Raw genomic sequence first — 17,706 nt, forward strand, 5'->3', positions numbered from 1 at the left:
GAGCCTTCCCCATGCCCTACATCCCGAAAGAAGAGATTACGCGGTTAAAAACCCAAACGGACCTGCTTGCGTTAGTCCGCAGCTACGGGATCGAACTCAAGAACCACGGGACGAACTGGGTGGCAAAATGCCCGTTCCATGACGACCGCACGCCCTCCTTTGTCGTAACGCCTGTAAAGAATCTGTGGCACTGTATGGGAGCTTGTAAGACAGGGGGAAGCGCGATCGACTTCGTAATGAAACGGGAAGGCTTGGGATTTAACGAAGCGGTAGATGTGTTACTAAAATTCAGACCGTCCACCGAGAGAGGAAAGGCAGTCGTCACGCCTGTAAGCTTGGAGAGTGCCCTAGGGGGGAGAAGGATCCCGACAACAGAGAAACTGAGTTCAGAAGAAAGAGCTGTGGTCTTTCAGGTATTAGAATACTACGAAACTAACTTGAGACAAACGAGAAGTGCACTTTCGTATTTACAAACGAGAAAGATTGGAAGCGAGGAATCGATATCCAAGTTTAGAATCGGCTACAGCGACGGAAGTTTAGGAAAGATATTGCCATCGAGACAAAGTATTGTGGGACAAAGAGCGAGAGATATTTTGAAGGAATTCGGGATATTTGGAGAGAACGGACAAGAGTATTTCCAAAAGAAAATAGTAATCCCGATTTTTAGGGACAAAGAGCTGTGCGGGATGTATGGAAGAAAAGTATTCGGGAGTAAAGACCCAAGAATACCCAATCACCGTTACTTACAAGGTAAACACTTAGGAATCTGGAACGAAGAAGACGCGTTTGAAAAGAAAGAGTTAGTACTTTGCGAATCGCTACTGGATGCGTTGACGTTTTGGGAGAATGGAATCAGGAACGTGACTTGCAGTTACGGAGTGGAAGGCTTCACGGAAGTGATTCAAGAAAGGATACTCGAAAAACAAATCAAGAAGATATATATCGCGTATGACGCAGATATGGCGGGAGACAAGGGAGCGGTTTCGGTATATCAGAAACTAAAAGACAAAGGGATTGAGATCTACCGAGTGCTTTTACCACTGGGAATGGATGTAAATGAGGTAGCAGTGAGAAGCGAAGAAGTACAAGACACACTGTTTGGCCTTTTAGAAGAGAGCGTAAGGCTTACCGAAGAAGAACTCACACCGCAATACAAAGAGATGTCCGCGCTTGAGACCAATGTACGACCGCAAGAACCACTTTTGACTTCGGAGGGACTTTCTACCTTAGTCGAACCTAGACCCCAAACCCAACCGGAAGTAAGAATCACGAAAGAAGAAGTGGAAGTAAACTTCCCCGAAAGAACGTATTTAGCAAAGGGCCTCTTTCGAAATTACCCAAGCCTTGAGACGTTGAAAGTGACGCTAAAGGTAAGCCAGGGAGAACGGTATCACGTAGACACAGTGGACTTACTCAGTTACAAAGGAAGGATGTCGTATATATCAACGGCCTCCCATGAGTTACGAGAAAAAGAAGAAATAATCAAGAAGGAACTGGGAAGACTTCTCAATATCTTGGAAGAGGCATTGAACGAAAGAGAGAAGGAGAGAAACGTAAAGACTGAAGTGGAGTTAACTCCGGAAGAAAGGGCCCAAGCGATCCGGTATTTGGAAGACCCGGAACTACTTTCGAATATACTCATGGACTTTGAAAGATGCGGACTTGTGGGAGAGAGAATCAATTCTTTAGTTGGATATCTTGCGAGCATTACAAGAAGGACAGAGAATCCATTGGCCGTGATTATACAAAGCTCATCGAGTGCGGGTAAGTCGACCCTAATGGACTCTATCCTTGATTTTGTACCGGAAGAAGAGAAAGAGAAGTATTCGGCAATGACGGGCCAAAGCCTTTTCTATATGTCCTCGAAGAATTTAAAGAACAAGGTATTAGCCATATCGGAGGAAGAAGGAGCGGAACGGGCCAAGTATGCGCTCAAGATCTTACAGAGTGAAAAGAAAATCAGTATTGCAAGCGCAATGAAAGACCCGGCGACAGGAAGGACGGTAACGGAAGAATACAGCGTGGAAGGCCCGGTGGTAATCTTCCTTACGACCACAAACTTAGAGATTGATGAGGAACTTGAAAACCGGTGTTTGATTCTCACCGTAAACGAAGGAAGGGAACAGACAAGAACGATCCTTGAGATTCAAAGAGAACTGGAGACGTTAGAAGGAATCGTAAAAAAGCGAGACAAAGACAAGATCGTAACGCTTCACAAGAATCTACAAAGGATCCTTCGGCCTTTAGTTGTCGTGAATCCGTATGCGAAGGAAATGAAGTTTCCGGATACAAAACTGAGAATGCGCCGGGATCAAAAGAAATATCTTACCCTCATCAAATCGATCGCACTTTTACACCAATACCAAAGAGAAAAGAAGATCGGTAAGGATGAAAACGGAGAGAGCTTCGAATACATAGAGGTGACTACTTCAGACATGGAGCTTGGTAGTTTACTTGCTTCTAAGATATTAGGAAGGACGCTTGAAGAGTTAACCCCCCAGACAAAGGAAGTATTGTTTTCTCTTCATGAGATGGTAGAAAAGGAAATCGAAGAACAAAAGCTTTCAAAGAGTGCAGTGAGATTCACGAGACGTCAAGCGAGAGAAAGACTTGGAATGAGTGATACAAGACTTAGAGTTCATTTGAGACGACTGGAGGAGTTGGAGTATTTGGTGGTACGAAGTCGCGGTCAAGGACAGTTAGTGGAATACGAGCTATTGTATGACGGAGAAGGAAAGGAAGGAGAAGAGTTTACATTAGGGTTATCTTTCTTGGAAGAAGGGAATTCGGTTTTTTCTTGGAAAGAAATATTTGGGTTTGAAAGAAAAGAGGAAGTGAGTGAGAATGTATGAAAGAATCTGAATATTTTGAGTTTCTTGTATGGCCTTATGTATATTTTTGTTCTGGACATTTAGGGAAATTTCTCATGTGGATACATTCAGTTTGTATCCAGATCAACAAGGCTCGGGAAAGCCTGCGTTTTGCCACAGGTTTGCTGCAAACTTCGCCTAGCAAAAAGGGCACTTCGCTCCCCCTTCGCCTGGGGGTAGCCTGGCCTTCGCCTAGGGGTAGCCGCCCCCTCATTCTCTTATTCTGTAGGGGTTTAGAGTGTGTTTCAAAGCAAAATACGAGTTTTACGCTTAAACAATGTATTCTAGGGAGAAAAAAGTTTCCCCGAAGCTTGTCCTTGTTGTTGCTGGTTGGTTTTGAATCCAAATGAAGTGGCAAGAAAAGTTAGATACTTTGCGGAATTCTCCCGTTGGAAGTTTCGAGAATTACTGTTACAACTATTTAGAATGGAATCGAACTGCGAAGTCTCACAGCCAAAATACATTAAAGAATGCGCATATATGTTTGATGAATTTTTTTGATTGGTGTGCTTTGCGTGAAGTCCGTTATCCGAAGGAGGTAACACTTTCGGTCTTAGAAAGATACCGAGCGCATGTATCTGGGTTAAAAAACAAGTATAACGGGAAAGAGCTATCGAGCGCGAGGAAACACAAGAAACTTTCCTCGGTGAAAGACTATTTTGGTTGGCTTGTAAAAAAGCGTGTGTTGCTTTTAAATCCGAGTTTGGATTTAGAGCTTCCGAAGTATGTCAAAAAAAATATCCCTCACAACGTGCTTAGTGTAGAGGAAGCGGAAAAGATATTGTCGGTGCCGGACGTGACGAATGTTTTTGGGCTTCGAGACAGGGCAATGCTTGAGGTAATCTATTCGACCGGAATCCGTAGAATGGAACTCGGGAATCTGTTTTTAAGCGACCTTGACTTTGAGGAAAAAACGCTCCTTGTGAGAGAAGGTAAGGGCAAGAAAATGAGACTGATTCCAATCAGTGAAAGGGCCCTTGAATGGGTAAGGAAATATTTGGAAAGGTCGCGAGTCGTATTTCTTAAAAATGCAAAAGAGCCCTATTTATTCCTTAATCAAAGAGGTAAGAAGATGAATCCTGTGAGCATCACCTTGAATTTTACAAAATTCAGAGACACAGCTGGAGTTAAAAAACGACAAGCGGTTCATATCTTCCGACATACGACGGCAACGGGGATGCTTGACAACGGAGCGGACATACGGCACGTACAAGAAATGCTTGGACACGCGTATTTAAGCACGACTCAAATCTACACGCACGTAGCGATCCGCAAGCTGAAAGAGGTATATGACAAGACGCATCCGTCACTGCATACTCCGGATTCAAGTTCACTTGTGGGAGGGGCTTCTCCTCAAAAAGAAGAACTTGAAGCAAAGGACAAGACTCAAAACTCAAGAAGAACCGAATACGAGTTAGTGTCTAGGAATCAGTGATTAGGTGTTAGGGATCAGTAATTAGGTTCTTGTAACATTCCATATCTCTAAACAAGCAAACGAAAAGGACCGGTTAGAGAGGACTTCCCTCTTTAGCGGTTTCTAAAGTTCCAACTAAAACAAGATTTTCAAAAAGCCTAAACCACTTAGGAGGCCGAAGGCTTATTAGGGATCAGAAGTCAGAAATTAGGGATCAGGAAATTTACAGAAGGAGGGAAATCAACCTTTGTTAAAGCGAAATTGCACTATTAGGGAAAAATAACTGAACTCTGAAATCTAACATCTGAGTTCTAGAACGGGAGTGTATTAGAATGAATATTATCACGCTTGCGAATTTGAAAGGCGGGGTTGCAAAGACAACGACCGCGATTAATCTTTCCATCCAGTTACGGGAGAAGAGAAAGAGAGTCCTTTGTATGGACTTGGATTTGAACAACAACCTAACTGACTTTTTTCTTCGTGGAGTGAGAGAGGAGGAATTGGACGAAAGGAACATATATCACGCGCTACTCGAACAAAAAGAAATCGAGGCTTGTGTGTATGAGACCCGATTTCCGGGGATTGAAGTACTACCGGCGACAATATCTTTAGGGAAGATCACGGAGGACTTAGGAAGTGACCCGAGAGTGTTGGGATCATTTGCGAAGAAGTTAAAGAAACTTGAATATGATTTTGTAATCATTGATACGCCGGTGTATTTGAGTTTGGAACTGAGATTTGCGCTTTTTGTAGCGGATATGGTATTGTATCCGGTGAGGCCTTCAAGGTGGAACTTTCAAGGAACCAAGACACTTTTGGGGGAAATAGAAAGTATATACGAAGAGTATCGGGAAGCGGAAGGAAAAAGCAAGGGAGTAAAGACCTTACTTGTCCCCTCGATTGCGAGTAAGGGAAAGAAGGAAACGGAGAGGATCTTGAGCTTGAGAAAGAAATACGAAGTATCCAATACAGTGATATGGAAGTTGTCAGCGATTGAGACGGCCACAGAGACGGGGAAAGCGTTGAAAGAGAATACAAAGGGATACGAGTTATTTGAAGAACTGACAAACGAAGTATTAAGAAGCTTAAAAGGGGGAAGGAAATGAAAGTAGAAAGGAACACAAAAGAAACAAAGAAAGAAACTACTTCCAAAGTTTCCTTAGAAGAGAAAGCCAAAGAGTGGATGGAAACACAAGAGTCCACTCCCCGACCCGGATCCACATTTGGGAAACAGTATATACCGAAGGGGATTACTCTCAATCCGATCGTGAAGATGGTGAAGCCTGAGAGTTTGAAGCCAAATCCGAGAAACGACTTTGACCACTTAAGTGAAGAAGAATATGCAAATCTCAAAGAGAACATTGCACTGAACGGAATCTTAGACGCACTCACAGCCAAAAAGGACGGGACACTTGTCACGGGAGAGAACCGATACCGGATAGCTTTAGAGTTAAAGGAGCACGAAGACGAGAACGTGCGGCGTCGAGTCGAGAACATACCCGTTCGATATTATATGAACGAACTCACCCTTGAGGAGGAATACGATATACTCGAAGGAGACAATTTATTTCGAAGACATTTAACAGCGGAACAAAGAAAGGAGCGGTTAAAGAGAAGAATCCTTCGCAAATACAAGGATGAACTTGTCCAAGACAATCGAGGCGGAAACAGAAAGAACGAGTCGTCTAAAATACTCAGTGAAGAAGAAACAAACGAAGAAAGATTCAAACAAGAATTGTCTTCTTCTCTTGAAAAACAAACGGATGGAATGTCCGGAAGTGAGCTTGGGCTATTCTTCGGTGAAGTTGGCACCTTAGAGAAGCAAGCGAAAGAAACAAGACAAGAGAATGAGGGTTTGAAAGAAGGATCAAAAATTCAGGGTGAATCTTTGATTTTTTCTAAAAAGGAACGATCAGAAAACTTAGCAGTTAAGATTTCTAAAAATGAGAATATACCAAGAGGAACAGCACAGAGATACATAGCCGAATTAAAGAAGGAACTAAAGATCAAAGATCCAAAGCAAACTGCCAAGAAAGAGGAAGGCAAAAAGAGCCAAAGACAAATCGAGCAAGCGAAGGTGAAGGAGTTTCAAAAGAAGTATGGGAAGCTGAGCGTATCGGGCAAGAAAACGGAAGTGAGCCGCTTGGTAGGAAGGCTCATACAGCTTCGAAAGAAGAAAGAGAAGTTGGACGTAGAAATAGCGGCTTACCATCGGGGCTATTCGGAGATTGTAGAAAAGCTCACAGCAGTCGGAGAAAAGAAGCGAGTTTGGGAGGTGTCTAAATGAAAAGCAAAAACGAGACAAAACGAGCCTTAAATGGAATTGATCCGAAAGCGGTGGAGAAAGAAGCTTCCCTCCAAAACAGAATGGAATCGTATGGGAAGAGATATGACAAAATGAGTTCGGCAAAGAAGAGAGAGGAAGTAAAAAGTCTATTACAGAAATGGAAAGTATATCGCAAGAAGATTCAAGAGTTGATTCTTCAATTAACAAAGACAGCGGAGAAGGAAATCGAGATTGAGAGAAAACTGAGAGTGATCGGAGAAAGGTCGATCCGTTAAGAAAATTGGAAGAAATTGGGCTGAAAAAGTGAGGAAAAAAACAGCCGATTTTATCCCTCAAATTTCCTACATTTTCCTCACTCTTAATTTATCAGAAATTAACTGAAATTAGAAAGTTGAAAAAGAGTTGGACAATACACAGAATCAAGGTCGAAATCAAAGAAGGCAAAGAAATGGTAAAGACTTTAACATTAGAGTTACCGGTTGCAACTGGAGAAGCGTTAGAGAAATTGAATTTAGCGGGAATCTGGAAAGACAGAGAAATTGGCGACAGTACAGTTAAGAAAGAAGTTAGCGAGCTGTCGGATTAAGAAGCGATTCACCAAGTAAAATGTAACGTAGATAATGAATCAACTGGAAGATGTATTTAAAAGAAAGATCCGATTTACCGAAGAAAGAAGGAAACACATTGAGGGGGATCATCCGGAGATGTTAGGACAAGAAGAGAGGATTGTAGAGTGTTTATTGTCTCCGGAGCAAGTGAGACAGTCCAGAACGGATGAGAGGGTGGAATTATTTTACAAGTATTTTACGGGCACTTTAGTGGGTGACAAATATCTGTGTGTAGTCATCAAGAATGGAGTGGACGATTTATTTCTTGTCACAGCGTATTTTACGGACAAGGTAAAGGAAGGAAAGGTATTATATGGATAGAGAGATCAAGATATATTTCGACAAAGAGTCTGACTACTTAGAAGTTCTCTTTGAAAAGAAAGAAGGTATTTTTAAAGAAACGGAAAACGATGCTGTAATGGAAAAAGTGGATACTTTGGGTAATGTAATCGGTTTTTCGATTCTCCAGGTAAGTTCCTTCCAGAAGGAACCAGTATCCGTTTTCCTTCGTAGCGGTGCGGCCTAATTCGGCGTTGTAGAGGAAAACTTCCCTCTTTAGCCGTGATTGTTTGGCATATCCAAATCGCAAAGAGATTTCGGGTTCAAGGGGAAGAGGAAACGAAAGCCCGTATTCAAGAGATATCGGCACAAAAATGCACTATCTTAGAATTGATTTCACGGAACAAAAATTCCGCAATAACGGTTTGAAGGATTTCGGTTTAACGAGAAGGATCTTGTTTCTATTTTAAAAAACCGGGAAAAGAGAGTGATTTAGAACTTTTGCCAAAGAAGAAGAAAAAAATACGGAAAATGGAACTTGTGTGAGTCCTAAAATGCCTCCTTCCGAAAAAACGAGTTGCCGAAGATTGTAGCGAGAAAGAGACTAACCTCCACAATCGCTTTCTTGAAACCAAGAAAGAAAGCCTCGAACCAACCCGCCCTAATACATTGCGCTCAAGAACGCGGAGCCTCTAAACTTAAAACCCCGATCTTTGGAATCTTTTCTAAAGACGACTCCAGCGGAAACGCTGGGGCGGAGGGGGATAGTAACTACCCCGGTGCAAATCACATTCATTTTAAAATCAAGACTTCACGATATTGGATATTTCTAGAAGGAAAACCTTACTTTTCTCTCGTTTTCGAGAAAACTCTCGATGAAACCTAGTTCGTTTAAGGAATTCTTGAGCTTATCTTAGTCTGAAAAAATGTGGAAGGCTTAAAAATGAAATCGCGGATTCGGGAAAACACTAGCATTTACTAACATCTATCAAAATTTCACCGGAAAGGAACCAAGTTTCACGGCTAAAGACGAAAGCGGCCGCTTGATTTTTGTATTATCGCATTTCAAACGGGCTCTGTTCGAGTCCTATACCTTTCCAAACGAGTCTTGTTCGGGCTTTATTCAAGCTCTGTTCGAGCCCTATCACATTTCAAACGGGTTCTATTCGAGTTCTGTTCGGGTCTTGTTCGAGCCCTATGAGGCTTTTTAATCCGGCAGAAAGCAAGAATACGCGTAGGAATTCGGTGAATCCTTGCAAGATACGAATTGGGACCGGGAAACGAGCAAGACTCTTGCCTGTATTCTTGAAAAACGTGAAGAAATCCGAAGTTTTCCGCAATTTCGGAGTTTGGCAAATTGAAACGTTGAACTGAGAAATTAAAACTCCAACATTTCCGGAATTTAGAATGAAAACCTAAAAAATGTTTCGTTTATTTCCGTTTTTTTCGGAAATCACATGAAGGAATTTGAATATTTCCAAAGTGTTCTTAGGGAAATTTTCTTGTGTATTTTCAAAAACAGTCTAAGGGGATTTTTTTTCGGTGCGAGAGTTTGCTAAGGACTAAAACGCTTTAAAACGGGGAACGCTCTTGGAATTTTGCAACTCCAGCAGTTTCAGGGTTAGGGCAATTGAGATGACGCGGCGCAATATATCCAAGCGGAACTGCAAGTATTTTTAGCGACACTTTCCCAAAACACAGGAAGCAACGTAACATCGACGAACACGAATTCGGTGCAAACGATCAACCCGACTGTGCAAAACGTAACAACAACCCCCGTTTCCCAAAATACAAACCCGGCACAAGCGGCACAAAGCTATTACCAAGGAGTTCAAGTTTGGGATACAAAGTGGCAGGATCTGTTAACCAAACAAAACACTTGGGAACAGAATTCCTTAAATGCGATCCAGAACGGAATCTTACAATGGAATCAATCGATTACAGGACTTGAGAATGACAAACTAACGTATCTCAACGGAATCGAACAAACCAAAGCGCAGTGGCTGGCCAACAAACAAATCATCACCAACGCACAGAATCAAATGAGAAGCGCGCTGCAATCTACGATTACGAATATCCGAGCGCAAGAAAACCAATTGAAAGCAAACGCATCCGGCGATGCGAGCTTGACATCTGTGTTTGGAGATATGGACGAATTGTTAGACGACTTGCAAGACGCATTGAATACAAACGCATCTTTGGGAACGTTAGCGCAAACATTGGGAAGCTTTTTCCAAAGTCAGATCGCAAGCGCAACCGCAAAAGCGGACTACTGGAACATTACAAAATGGCAAGAGACGTATGCGACGCAAACGGTTTCGTATTCTCAGATAGTTGGGAGTGCAAGCTTGAGTTGCAGCCATTCCGGAAGCGGATCCAATTGGTGTAACACTCTGGCGTCGGGAACTCAAACAGTGACGTATTCGTCCAATGGGAATGTATACGGATGGGCAGCGACGAGCGGAGGATTTCAAAACGGAGTGTTGGTAAGTAATCCTGCGGTTTCCAATAACACGAGTGCGAGTAATAGCGACGGACACTATGTAATAGAATGTAACGGATGGGCAACCCCTTTTGGTTGTACCGGCGGAGAAGGTTATACGAGCGACGGAGAGTATTGCGGGGATGCGCCATGGAATTGCGGATACAATAAAAGATGGGAAACGGATAACACCTACTCTCTATCCGTAAACGAATCGTTTAACCAACAACAGATAACAAAGAATAACAATATTAGAAATGCAATATTCGGAAGTTATAATACGGCATTTGGACAATCCACTCAAGCAGGGAACGCGGTTTCAAATTCAAGCGTAGCGTTGGGAACAAAAGTATATTTGGGAGGAACAGAGTTAAATTCTTCGAACTGGTATGGTTTGCTGGGACTGAACAATCAGGTTCAAATTCAAACGAAATACAAATACATAGACACAGCAATGCAGGCGAATCAAAACTTCTGGTCGGGATTGGCAGGACAATTTAGTAGTATCGCATCCACTTTCTTGTCACTTGTGAATCCATTGAAAGACTGGGAAGAAAGATCGCAAACATACAATGATGAATACGAAATCAAACTGGCGGAACTGGAACAAACGAAACAAAGTACAATTGCCAACTATGATAGCCAAATAGCAGCGATGAAAACGGCACGAGGAGCCTGGGTAACCGAAGTCTACGGATACCAAATGGCAGGAATTGAAGGAAGCCAAGACAACGCGAATAGCCAATACAGAACCGGACAAGAGAACTGGGAGAATACAATCAATGTTTTCCAACAAGCGGAGCTAAATTGGTATTTGTCAGCAAAGGACACATTACAACAAGCGGTAACAGCGCCTAACGGAGAAGCCGAGTATCAAACAAACGCAATTCCGCAAGCAAACCAGATCCAAAACCAGATTACAAACTCGGAGACAAACACAAACCAGCTTTACAACGCAGCGACAGGATTGTACCAAACGTATCAATATGCAGCTGCAGGAAATGTAATGCAACAAGCATTGGTGAATCAACAAAATCAAACGAGTTGGAATCAGCAAGGAGCCGCGTTGTCTCAAACGATCGCAGATTCTTTTGGAAGAAGTGAGGCTTACAAAAGTGCGGAACTAAACGCAAGTAACAGAATCAATGCACTTGCCCAAACGATCTACGGAAACGGAGCATATATCGTAGACAATACGGAAATCAACCAGATCCAAACTCAGATAACAACGAACGGACAAAACCAAAGCTTTTGGCAAAATGAAATCAATGGAGTCAACGGAGGGTTTAACTTTAACGGTCGCAACAACACAAGCCAAACCAAAGAAGCCCTGTATGGGGACATGATAGCAGACATTGCAGTCGCAACAACGTTACAAGCGGAAGTAGTCGATGAAGAGATCACATATTTAAAAACAGCAAACGAATTTTTTGAGAAATCCGAAAGATATCAAGAGTTAGCGGAGAAGGCCAAGAGTGAAGCGAAGTTCGACGAAGCGGCGCTTTACACTGGTTACGCTGTGAGAGAAAAGAACAATGCAGTCGGTTTCTTGAAAAAGAAATACTACAACTTGGGAGAAGAGATTACAAGTGAAGTGGATAACCGAGGGCTTACCTTTACGAAAAATTCGTTCTTGAGTTACAGAGATACACTGCTCAACAAGAACTTTCAGAATACGACGCAAATAGGCAAACAAATTCAAGAAGGAAAGAATCAAGTCGCGGGAATCATTGCGGAAGGAGAAAGCTACAATCAAATCCAAGGAATGATCCAGACTGCTGCAAACTTAAACAAACAAGGAGAAGAGAACAAAGAACGGGTGGAGAGACTCTTGGCGCAATCGAAAGAGCTAGCAGAGAAAAACATCGGTGAAGGACTGTTAGACGGATTGCAAGAAATGATCGCAAGCATCCAAAGTAGTTTACCCCAAGAGATATCGAACAACGGAGTTGCTCAATACATCCAAAATCAAGAGAAAGAACTTGCAGAGAAGCAAGAGAAAGTGAATGAATTACTTTCTCATATGAATTCGCTTGTAACGAATCAGAACGATCTTTCCAATTTGCAAACCCTACTCCAAGGAAGCAGCCAAGCGATCAACGTAGCGGCAAACAGCGCAGTGTCGAAGTATTTAGACGACTACGCGAAGAAACTCCAAAAAGACAACGAAGAAAGAAGCGAGAGTTTGCAAAAGACACTTCTCGAAGCCCTAACCAACGGAGACCAATACAAGTATCTCCGAGAAGCGGGCTACGGATTTAGAACGGACGGAGAAGGAATCAGCGCCTACAGACAGATCTACAGCGGGGAAATCGAAATCGGCGGAAGTGCGATGAAGGAAACAAGTTATTCTCCCGATTTAGAATATCAATATATACGAATTGAGACGAAGTTTAATCCGGGAAACTTGAGCGTGGATATGATGAACCCGAATTCCACAAGATTTAACGCGGAAATGGCGATCGGCGTAAAGAATTATATCGACAATCTTCAAAAGAACGTGGAACAAATGTTCGCACAATTTAGCGACAAGACAAACGAGATCAAAGAAGAATACGCACAAAATCAAGAGATCCAAGATTACAAGAAGGAACTCTACAAAGAGAGTAAGACGAACATATTAGCCTCCTTTCAAGCGTTGCCAAGCGACTTGAAAGGCATGTTTGAAGGAGAAATGGGAGGATTAAAGGGATACCACGAACAAGGATCCAAATACAACTTTAATCAAGAAAGTTTCCAAGACCAAAGCGGAGAGATGAAGAAGATCGGGAAGTCGATGTACGAGGGAGCAAATATCGACGACACAGTGTTTGGCGGAAGCAGAGAGTTAAAAGGCTCGGTGAGTGTGAAAGGGATACCGGTAGAAGTCAGCTACGGAATGCAGTATTTGATTGTCACATCCGGATTTAATATCTCGAACTTAGGCTACAACTTCAACTTGAAGTTAGTGGGAAATCAAAACGCAGAGAGTCAGTTAGCAACCGTAAACCAGAAGTATGAAATCTACAAAGAAGATATCCAAAACAGAATCGAGAAACAGGCAAAGGCGAATGACGCGGAAAAGGAAAGCAAGGGATTTCTATTTACAATCTTGAATGGAATGAACGGCGGAAGCGGAAGCATGGGCCAGAGATTTACGCAAGCAGTGAAGTCGGAAGCACAAAGCCGCATAACGGGAGCAGTGGCGGAAGCAACGGGCTTACCGGCAAGCCTTGTAGGAGCGTTAGTCGGTGGTTCGAGCATGAAAGACGCGGTGAAAGCGTATGTGAAAGACGAAACGGTAAACGCAATTTCGAAAGCGACTGGAATTCCCGCTTGGATGATCTCGAATCAGATGGAGAAGATGAACAAGCCGAAGGAACAATGGTATCAAAGCCAAGAGTTCCAGATGGTGACAACAGTCGTAGCGGTAGCGGCCGCGCCCTTCACCGGCGGAGCAAGTCTAATGGTCGCGATGGCAGTGGGTGCCGGAATCGGAGCCGCTACGGGAGCCGCAAGCGGAGGACTGAAAGGCGCACTCGTGGGCGCTGTAGGAGGAGCTGCAGGAGCCGCGGTGAAAAGTTTTACGGGTGGAGCGGTTAACGTAGGACTTAGCTACTCGGCTGAGAACGGATTTGGAGCATCAGTTGGAGTTGGATACGGACCTGCGACAGTGAGCGTAGGAATCTCCGAGAGAGGCGGAACATCGGTAGATGTAGGATTTAACAAAGCGGGCTTCAACGCGGGACTGAGTTACAACTCCAAAACAGGAAGCGTGAGTGGAAGCGCTGGATTTACTTCCCAAAGTAGCGGAACCGGATTTGCTTTGAGTTACAGTGAGGGAGACGGATTCGGTGCGAGCTTGAGTAAAAGTTTCAGCAACGGATTGAATGGGGGCTTAAGTTGGAGTGAGAAAGGCGGAGTCGGAGGAAACATCGGATACGAAGCTCCGGGTGACAAAGACAAACCGAAGAACTCACTCGCAAACCAAATGAAGGGAGCTGGTGGTACTGTAAGTTTTTCTCAAAGAGACGGAGTATCAGCGGCGCTTAACGCGTCTGGCGGAGTGAACGCGGGGAACTGGAGTCAGTCCGGTGGTTTTCAAGCAAACACGAATTATTTGATGGATAGCTGGAAGGCGGACTTTGTTTCGAAACAAGGGGAGCTGGAAGAACTTCAATCGAAAGGTTTGAGTAAGGAACAGGCGACAGCGATTCTGGATGCGCAAGCTCATGCGGAATCGAAGGCTGCTCAGGAAAAAAATAATCAAGAAAGCGGAAAATCGGTGTTAGACGGTGCAGGATATGCTGCGACCAGACGGGAGGGTGAAGATGTCTCTTTTGAGCACTTGAGTGATGTTGATCAGAAGAATTTGAATAAAGAAATCGATCATTTGCAAAGCCAATATGACAAACTTCAAGGAGTGGAGTTGGCGGGGCTCAAAGAATCCGGGCTTCCCGAAAAAGCAGCCCTTACCAAGTTAACGAGAATTGGTAATGAAGTGTCTGCATATCTTGATTTTAAAGAAGGAAAGATTTCAAAAGCCGAATTCGACAAAAGAGTCGGAGACGCTAAATCAACATATGCAAACAATACACAAGGAGAGAGGGACAAAATCCCTCTCAACACCCAGAAAGATCCAGGAAAATATACCGACGTTTCCAAGGAGCACTTACAAAAATTAACCCATCTGGAAGATTCCAAAGGAGTGATTGGTCGAATTGTGAAAGACGGAGACGGGAACATGTATTTCAGAACGGAAGCCCAAGGAAAAGATTCGAAATCAATTCCGATGGAACCGACGAAAATAACGGAGAAGCCTTGGACGGCAATTGATCCGCACAATCAGAGTAAAGATCCCGGTGCGGTGGATTTGCATGCGCCGTATGGAAGTCCGATGACTGTGATGCGATCCGATGATGGTAAGTTTGAAGTTTGGAAATTAGACAAAATGTCCGAGGGTGGAAATTCTCTTACAGTTAAGTACAAGCTTGGCGGGGTTACGCGTGAAGTAGATTTTCGTCATGCTCAGAATCAATTTCCAAGTTATGTAATTGATGCTTTGAAAGCAAATTCGAATAAACCACTTACATTTGATACGGGAACCGTAGTTGGTTGGACAGGGGTAACGGGACAACATGGAATTGGGAATGATGGAAAGATCAAATGGGATCCAACGGATCATTCTCATTTAAAATTTCGGAATTCAAATGCTACAGATTGGAAAGATTGGGGACTGAAAGGAATGGGATTTTGAAAATGGAAAAGAGAGGTGAAGTATGAAAGTTCAGAAAGTAACGTATATTTTGATATTTCTAATATTGGTGAACTGTGTGAAAGGAAAAACAAAAGAGAATGATCCAACAGAAGAGGCTTTGGCTTATTTGAATTCATTGTATCCAAAAAGCGAGCCACTTACCAAAAAAGAATTGAGTCAACTGACGGGATTTAAACTTGATGGCACAACAATTACTGACGAAAAGCTGAAGTATATATTAATTCTAAATAATATATCTGCTTTGAGTTTGACTAAGACTCGAATTACCGAAGTTGGCCTTGAGTCGATCAAGGAGAATAAAATAGAACATTTGGATATTGACGGAACTTTGATTACAAACAAATCGATTAAAGTTTTGCGAGATTGGAAACATTTAAAAATTCTAAATATTTCATATACCAGTATCGACGATGGAGCTGTGGAAGATCTTTTGAAGTTAAACGTTGATCTTCGAGCGGCTGGCACAAAGCTTTCCGAGAAAGCAATTGAAAGGCTTCGCAAGAAAATGCCGGTAGAAACTGAGGATTACGAGCTTTAGGGTGCAGCTTCTCCGTGAAACAAGCAAATGTCCGGAGTTTTGAGGTTCATCTTGTTTTTAGGACATGCTTAGAAAAGATTCAAAAATATGAATGTAAACGAGTGAGTTTCCCAACTGGGGAAAGGGAATGGAAACAAACAAGAAAAAGAAAGGATACGCGTTAGGGGAAGCTGTAAGAGACAAAGTAACGGGTCAAAAGATGTATGTGGAAGTAACTTGGACCCCGGAAGTACGTTGCGTTTATTTTGACTCAGAGAAGGAAAGCCTTGTGAAGGTAGAGAAATTACCGGAAGATTTGGAGCGGATCAAGGGATTACTGCCATATCTACCGAAGTAAAACGCTGACAGAAAGAAATCGTCACATATCGAGAAAAACAAAAAGCTCCCTTCGTATTAAAGACAAAGCGAAAGGGAGTAAGGAATGTCTAGAAGAATCGGAACCCAGGGAGTGAGTTTCCCAACTGGGGGAAGAAATGGAAAACAAAGACAAACAAATATATGTGTTAGGCGAAGCGGTAAGAGACAAGAGAACGGGCCAGAAGATGTATGTGGACGCGAGTTGGAGCCCTGAAATCAAGTGTATATATTACAATACCTTGATGGACGAGTTAATAAAAGTAGAAGTACCGTATGAGGACTTGGAGAAAGTAATAGATTTGGATTTCAACGCGAAGCCTGAGTAAGACTGCCGATCCGGTATTCAAAACGAATTCTGAGACGAAATTTCTTGGATCGTTTTTTCTAAATCGTTGTCTTTAAAAAATAGATTAGAAATCGTGAGCACATTCAACCAAAATCCAACAACTTGGCCGGTGGAGACGCCGGTTTTTTTTGTATTAGGTGATTGTAGATCAAAAAAGATACATTAGAAAAGTAGAGAAAAAGAAGGCGTAAAAATTAGGCGGTTTGAGGCAGTTGTAGAGTAACAATTGACCTTACATTTTTTTCAAAGAGGAATGTTTATTTCTTTCAAAAGTTCTTCGATTTCGGCGTTAGAGACGTTTTCTTGTTCGGCCTTGTCGTAGATGAGCATGAGAAAGACGGCAGTGTCTTTCACGAGAAAGTGAGTGATGACTCTTGCACCGCCGGATTTTCCTTTACCTTTTGAGGCGATTGAGAGACGGATCTTGTAACAGTCTAAAGCGATTTTAGTGCCTTGGATCGGATTTGTTTTCAGAGACTCGATGAGTCCGGAGATTTCTTTTTTGAGGGAAGGAAACTTTTTAATGAGCCTTTTTGCTTGCTTGTCGAATTTAGGCAGAGTAAAAACTTTAAAGTTCATCGAGTAAATCTTGAGCGGGTCTAGCTTTAAGTTTACCGGCCTTAACGAGTTTCATTTCCTCGACGGCCTCTTTAACGTCTTCTATGAATTTCGCTTTGGGAGAAGTGAGAGTTGTTGTCTTCACAAAAGAGAGGCCCTTTAGGATTTCCAAGAGGGAATGTGCTTTACTATCTTTAATATCGAGAAGGACTTTCATGGTTGCTTGATCCGGTTATCTTCCGACCATTTGTTTCATTTTTCGTTTCATGAGGAATGCGTCGAGAAAGTCGCTGACCTTTTCTTTATCCTCACTGGACAACTTTTCAACTTCACTAAAAAGATTCAAAAGGTCTCTGTCTCCTATCTGAATTTTAGCCTGATCTTGTGTTGTGTTTCCTAGTAAAACGTCTCCGGATACACCAAGTGTATCCGCGAGTTTTCTGATCTTGTCGGCAGTGGGTTGAGAATCTCCACGCTCATACCGTCCGATATGATTTTTGTGAAGACCTACCATTTTCGCAAGATCTTCCTGAGAGAATCCTTTTTGAATTCTTAACTCTTTGAGCCGTGTAGGGAATTCGTTTGTTTGGGTAGCGCGGGACTTCTTTTTCATTTCCACTTAAAACATATACGTTATCTAAAGTGACCTGTCTATCAATAACCGCCCTCTTTTATGATACATTGGGAAACAAAAAGGGTTGACCTATTGA

Annotated in this window: 15 protein-coding genes; 12 read left to right on the forward strand and 3 right to left on the reverse strand. The window is 42.7% G+C overall.

Features of this window, described 5'->3' with window-relative positions; genetic code table 11:
- Positions 1-11 precede the first annotated feature (11 nt).
- The 12 genes from FHG67_RS06600 to FHG67_RS06675 all read left to right on the forward strand — a co-directional run bounded on the left by FHG67_RS06600 (position 12) and on the right by FHG67_RS06675 (position 16,418).
- Entirely contained in the window at positions 12-2,852 is a 2,841-nt protein-coding gene (locus tag FHG67_RS06600; RefSeq protein ID WP_142499699.1) for a CHC2 zinc finger domain-containing protein, read from the forward strand.
- A gap of 364 nt (positions 2,853-3,216) precedes the next feature.
- Positions 3,217-4,305, forward strand: a complete 1,089-nt coding sequence (locus tag FHG67_RS06610; RefSeq protein ID WP_142499700.1) for a tyrosine-type recombinase/integrase — start codon at positions 3,217-3,219, stop codon at positions 4,303-4,305.
- Between the two features lie 311 nt (positions 4,306-4,616).
- Entirely contained in the window at positions 4,617-5,390 is a 774-nt protein-coding gene (locus FHG67_RS06615) for a ParA family protein (protein WP_004501299.1), read from the forward strand.
- Positions 5,387-6,571, forward strand: a complete 1,185-nt coding sequence (locus tag FHG67_RS06620; RefSeq protein WP_142499701.1) for a ParB N-terminal domain-containing protein — start codon at positions 5,387-5,389, stop codon at positions 6,569-6,571. The genes FHG67_RS06615 and FHG67_RS06620 overlap by 4 nt, the downstream gene beginning before the upstream one ends.
- Positions 6,568-6,846: a hypothetical protein gene (locus tag FHG67_RS06625; protein WP_004495525.1), complete on the forward strand. Its 279-nt coding sequence runs from the start codon at positions 6,568-6,570 to the stop codon at positions 6,844-6,846. The genes FHG67_RS06620 and FHG67_RS06625 overlap by 4 nt, the downstream gene beginning before the upstream one ends.
- Before the next feature lie 116 nt (positions 6,847-6,962).
- Positions 6,963-7,157 carry a hypothetical protein gene (locus tag FHG67_RS06630; RefSeq protein WP_016758894.1) on the forward strand — a complete coding sequence of 65 codons (195 nt, stop codon included), beginning with the start codon at positions 6,963-6,965 and terminating at the stop codon, positions 7,155-7,157.
- A gap of 34 nt (positions 7,158-7,191) precedes the next feature.
- A complete protein-coding gene (locus FHG67_RS06635) occupies positions 7,192-7,500 on the forward strand; it encodes a DUF4258 domain-containing protein (RefSeq protein WP_004495523.1) in 309 nt (102 codons plus the stop codon).
- Positions 7,493-7,705 carry a DUF2283 domain-containing protein gene (locus FHG67_RS06640; protein WP_016760629.1) on the forward strand — a complete coding sequence of 71 codons (213 nt, stop codon included), beginning with the start codon at positions 7,493-7,495 and terminating at the stop codon, positions 7,703-7,705. Before FHG67_RS06635 ends, FHG67_RS06640 begins: the two co-directional genes overlap by 8 nt.
- A 1,486-nt stretch (positions 7,706-9,191) precedes the next feature.
- Positions 9,192-15,176, forward strand: a complete 5,985-nt coding sequence (locus tag FHG67_RS22275; RefSeq protein ID WP_244947481.1) for a hypothetical protein — start codon at positions 9,192-9,194, stop codon at positions 15,174-15,176.
- A gap of 22 nt (positions 15,177-15,198) precedes the next feature.
- A complete protein-coding gene (locus FHG67_RS06665; protein WP_004502136.1) occupies positions 15,199-15,735 on the forward strand; it encodes a leucine-rich repeat domain-containing protein in 537 nt (178 codons plus the stop codon).
- Positions 15,736-15,862: 127 nt separating this feature from the next.
- Complete coding sequence (locus tag FHG67_RS06670; RefSeq protein ID WP_004502134.1) at positions 15,863-16,072, forward strand: hypothetical protein; 210 nt, start codon at positions 15,863-15,865, stop codon at positions 16,070-16,072.
- Positions 16,073-16,208: 136 nt separating this feature from the next.
- Positions 16,209-16,418, forward strand: coding sequence for a hypothetical protein (locus FHG67_RS06675; RefSeq protein ID WP_142499702.1), 210 nt, complete (start codon positions 16,209-16,211; stop codon positions 16,416-16,418).
- Between the two features lie 263 nt (positions 16,419-16,681).
- Here FHG67_RS06675 and FHG67_RS06680 read toward each other — a convergent pair whose 3' ends face one another.
- From FHG67_RS06680 to FHG67_RS06690, 3 genes are read right to left on the reverse strand one after another with little or no spacing between them, the layout of a single operon-like run.
- The gene (locus FHG67_RS06680; protein WP_004501434.1) at positions 16,682-17,017 is read right to left on the reverse strand and encodes a type II toxin-antitoxin system RelE/ParE family toxin; all 336 of its coding nucleotides are present in this window, start codon (positions 17,015-17,017) and stop codon (positions 16,682-16,684) included.
- Positions 17,007-17,213, reverse strand: coding sequence for a hypothetical protein (locus FHG67_RS06685; RefSeq protein WP_004495222.1), 207 nt, complete (start codon positions 17,211-17,213; stop codon positions 17,007-17,009). Before FHG67_RS06685 ends, FHG67_RS06680 begins: the two co-directional genes overlap by 11 nt.
- A gap of 15 nt (positions 17,214-17,228) precedes the next feature.
- Positions 17,229-17,609: a helix-turn-helix domain-containing protein gene (locus FHG67_RS06690; protein WP_016758334.1), complete on the reverse strand. Its 381-nt coding sequence runs from the start codon at positions 17,607-17,609 to the stop codon at positions 17,229-17,231.
- Positions 17,610-17,706 lie beyond the last annotated feature (97 nt).

This window comes from Leptospira weilii, from assembly GCF_006874765.1.
Lineage (GTDB): Bacteria > Spirochaetota > Leptospiria > Leptospirales > Leptospiraceae > Leptospira > Leptospira weilii.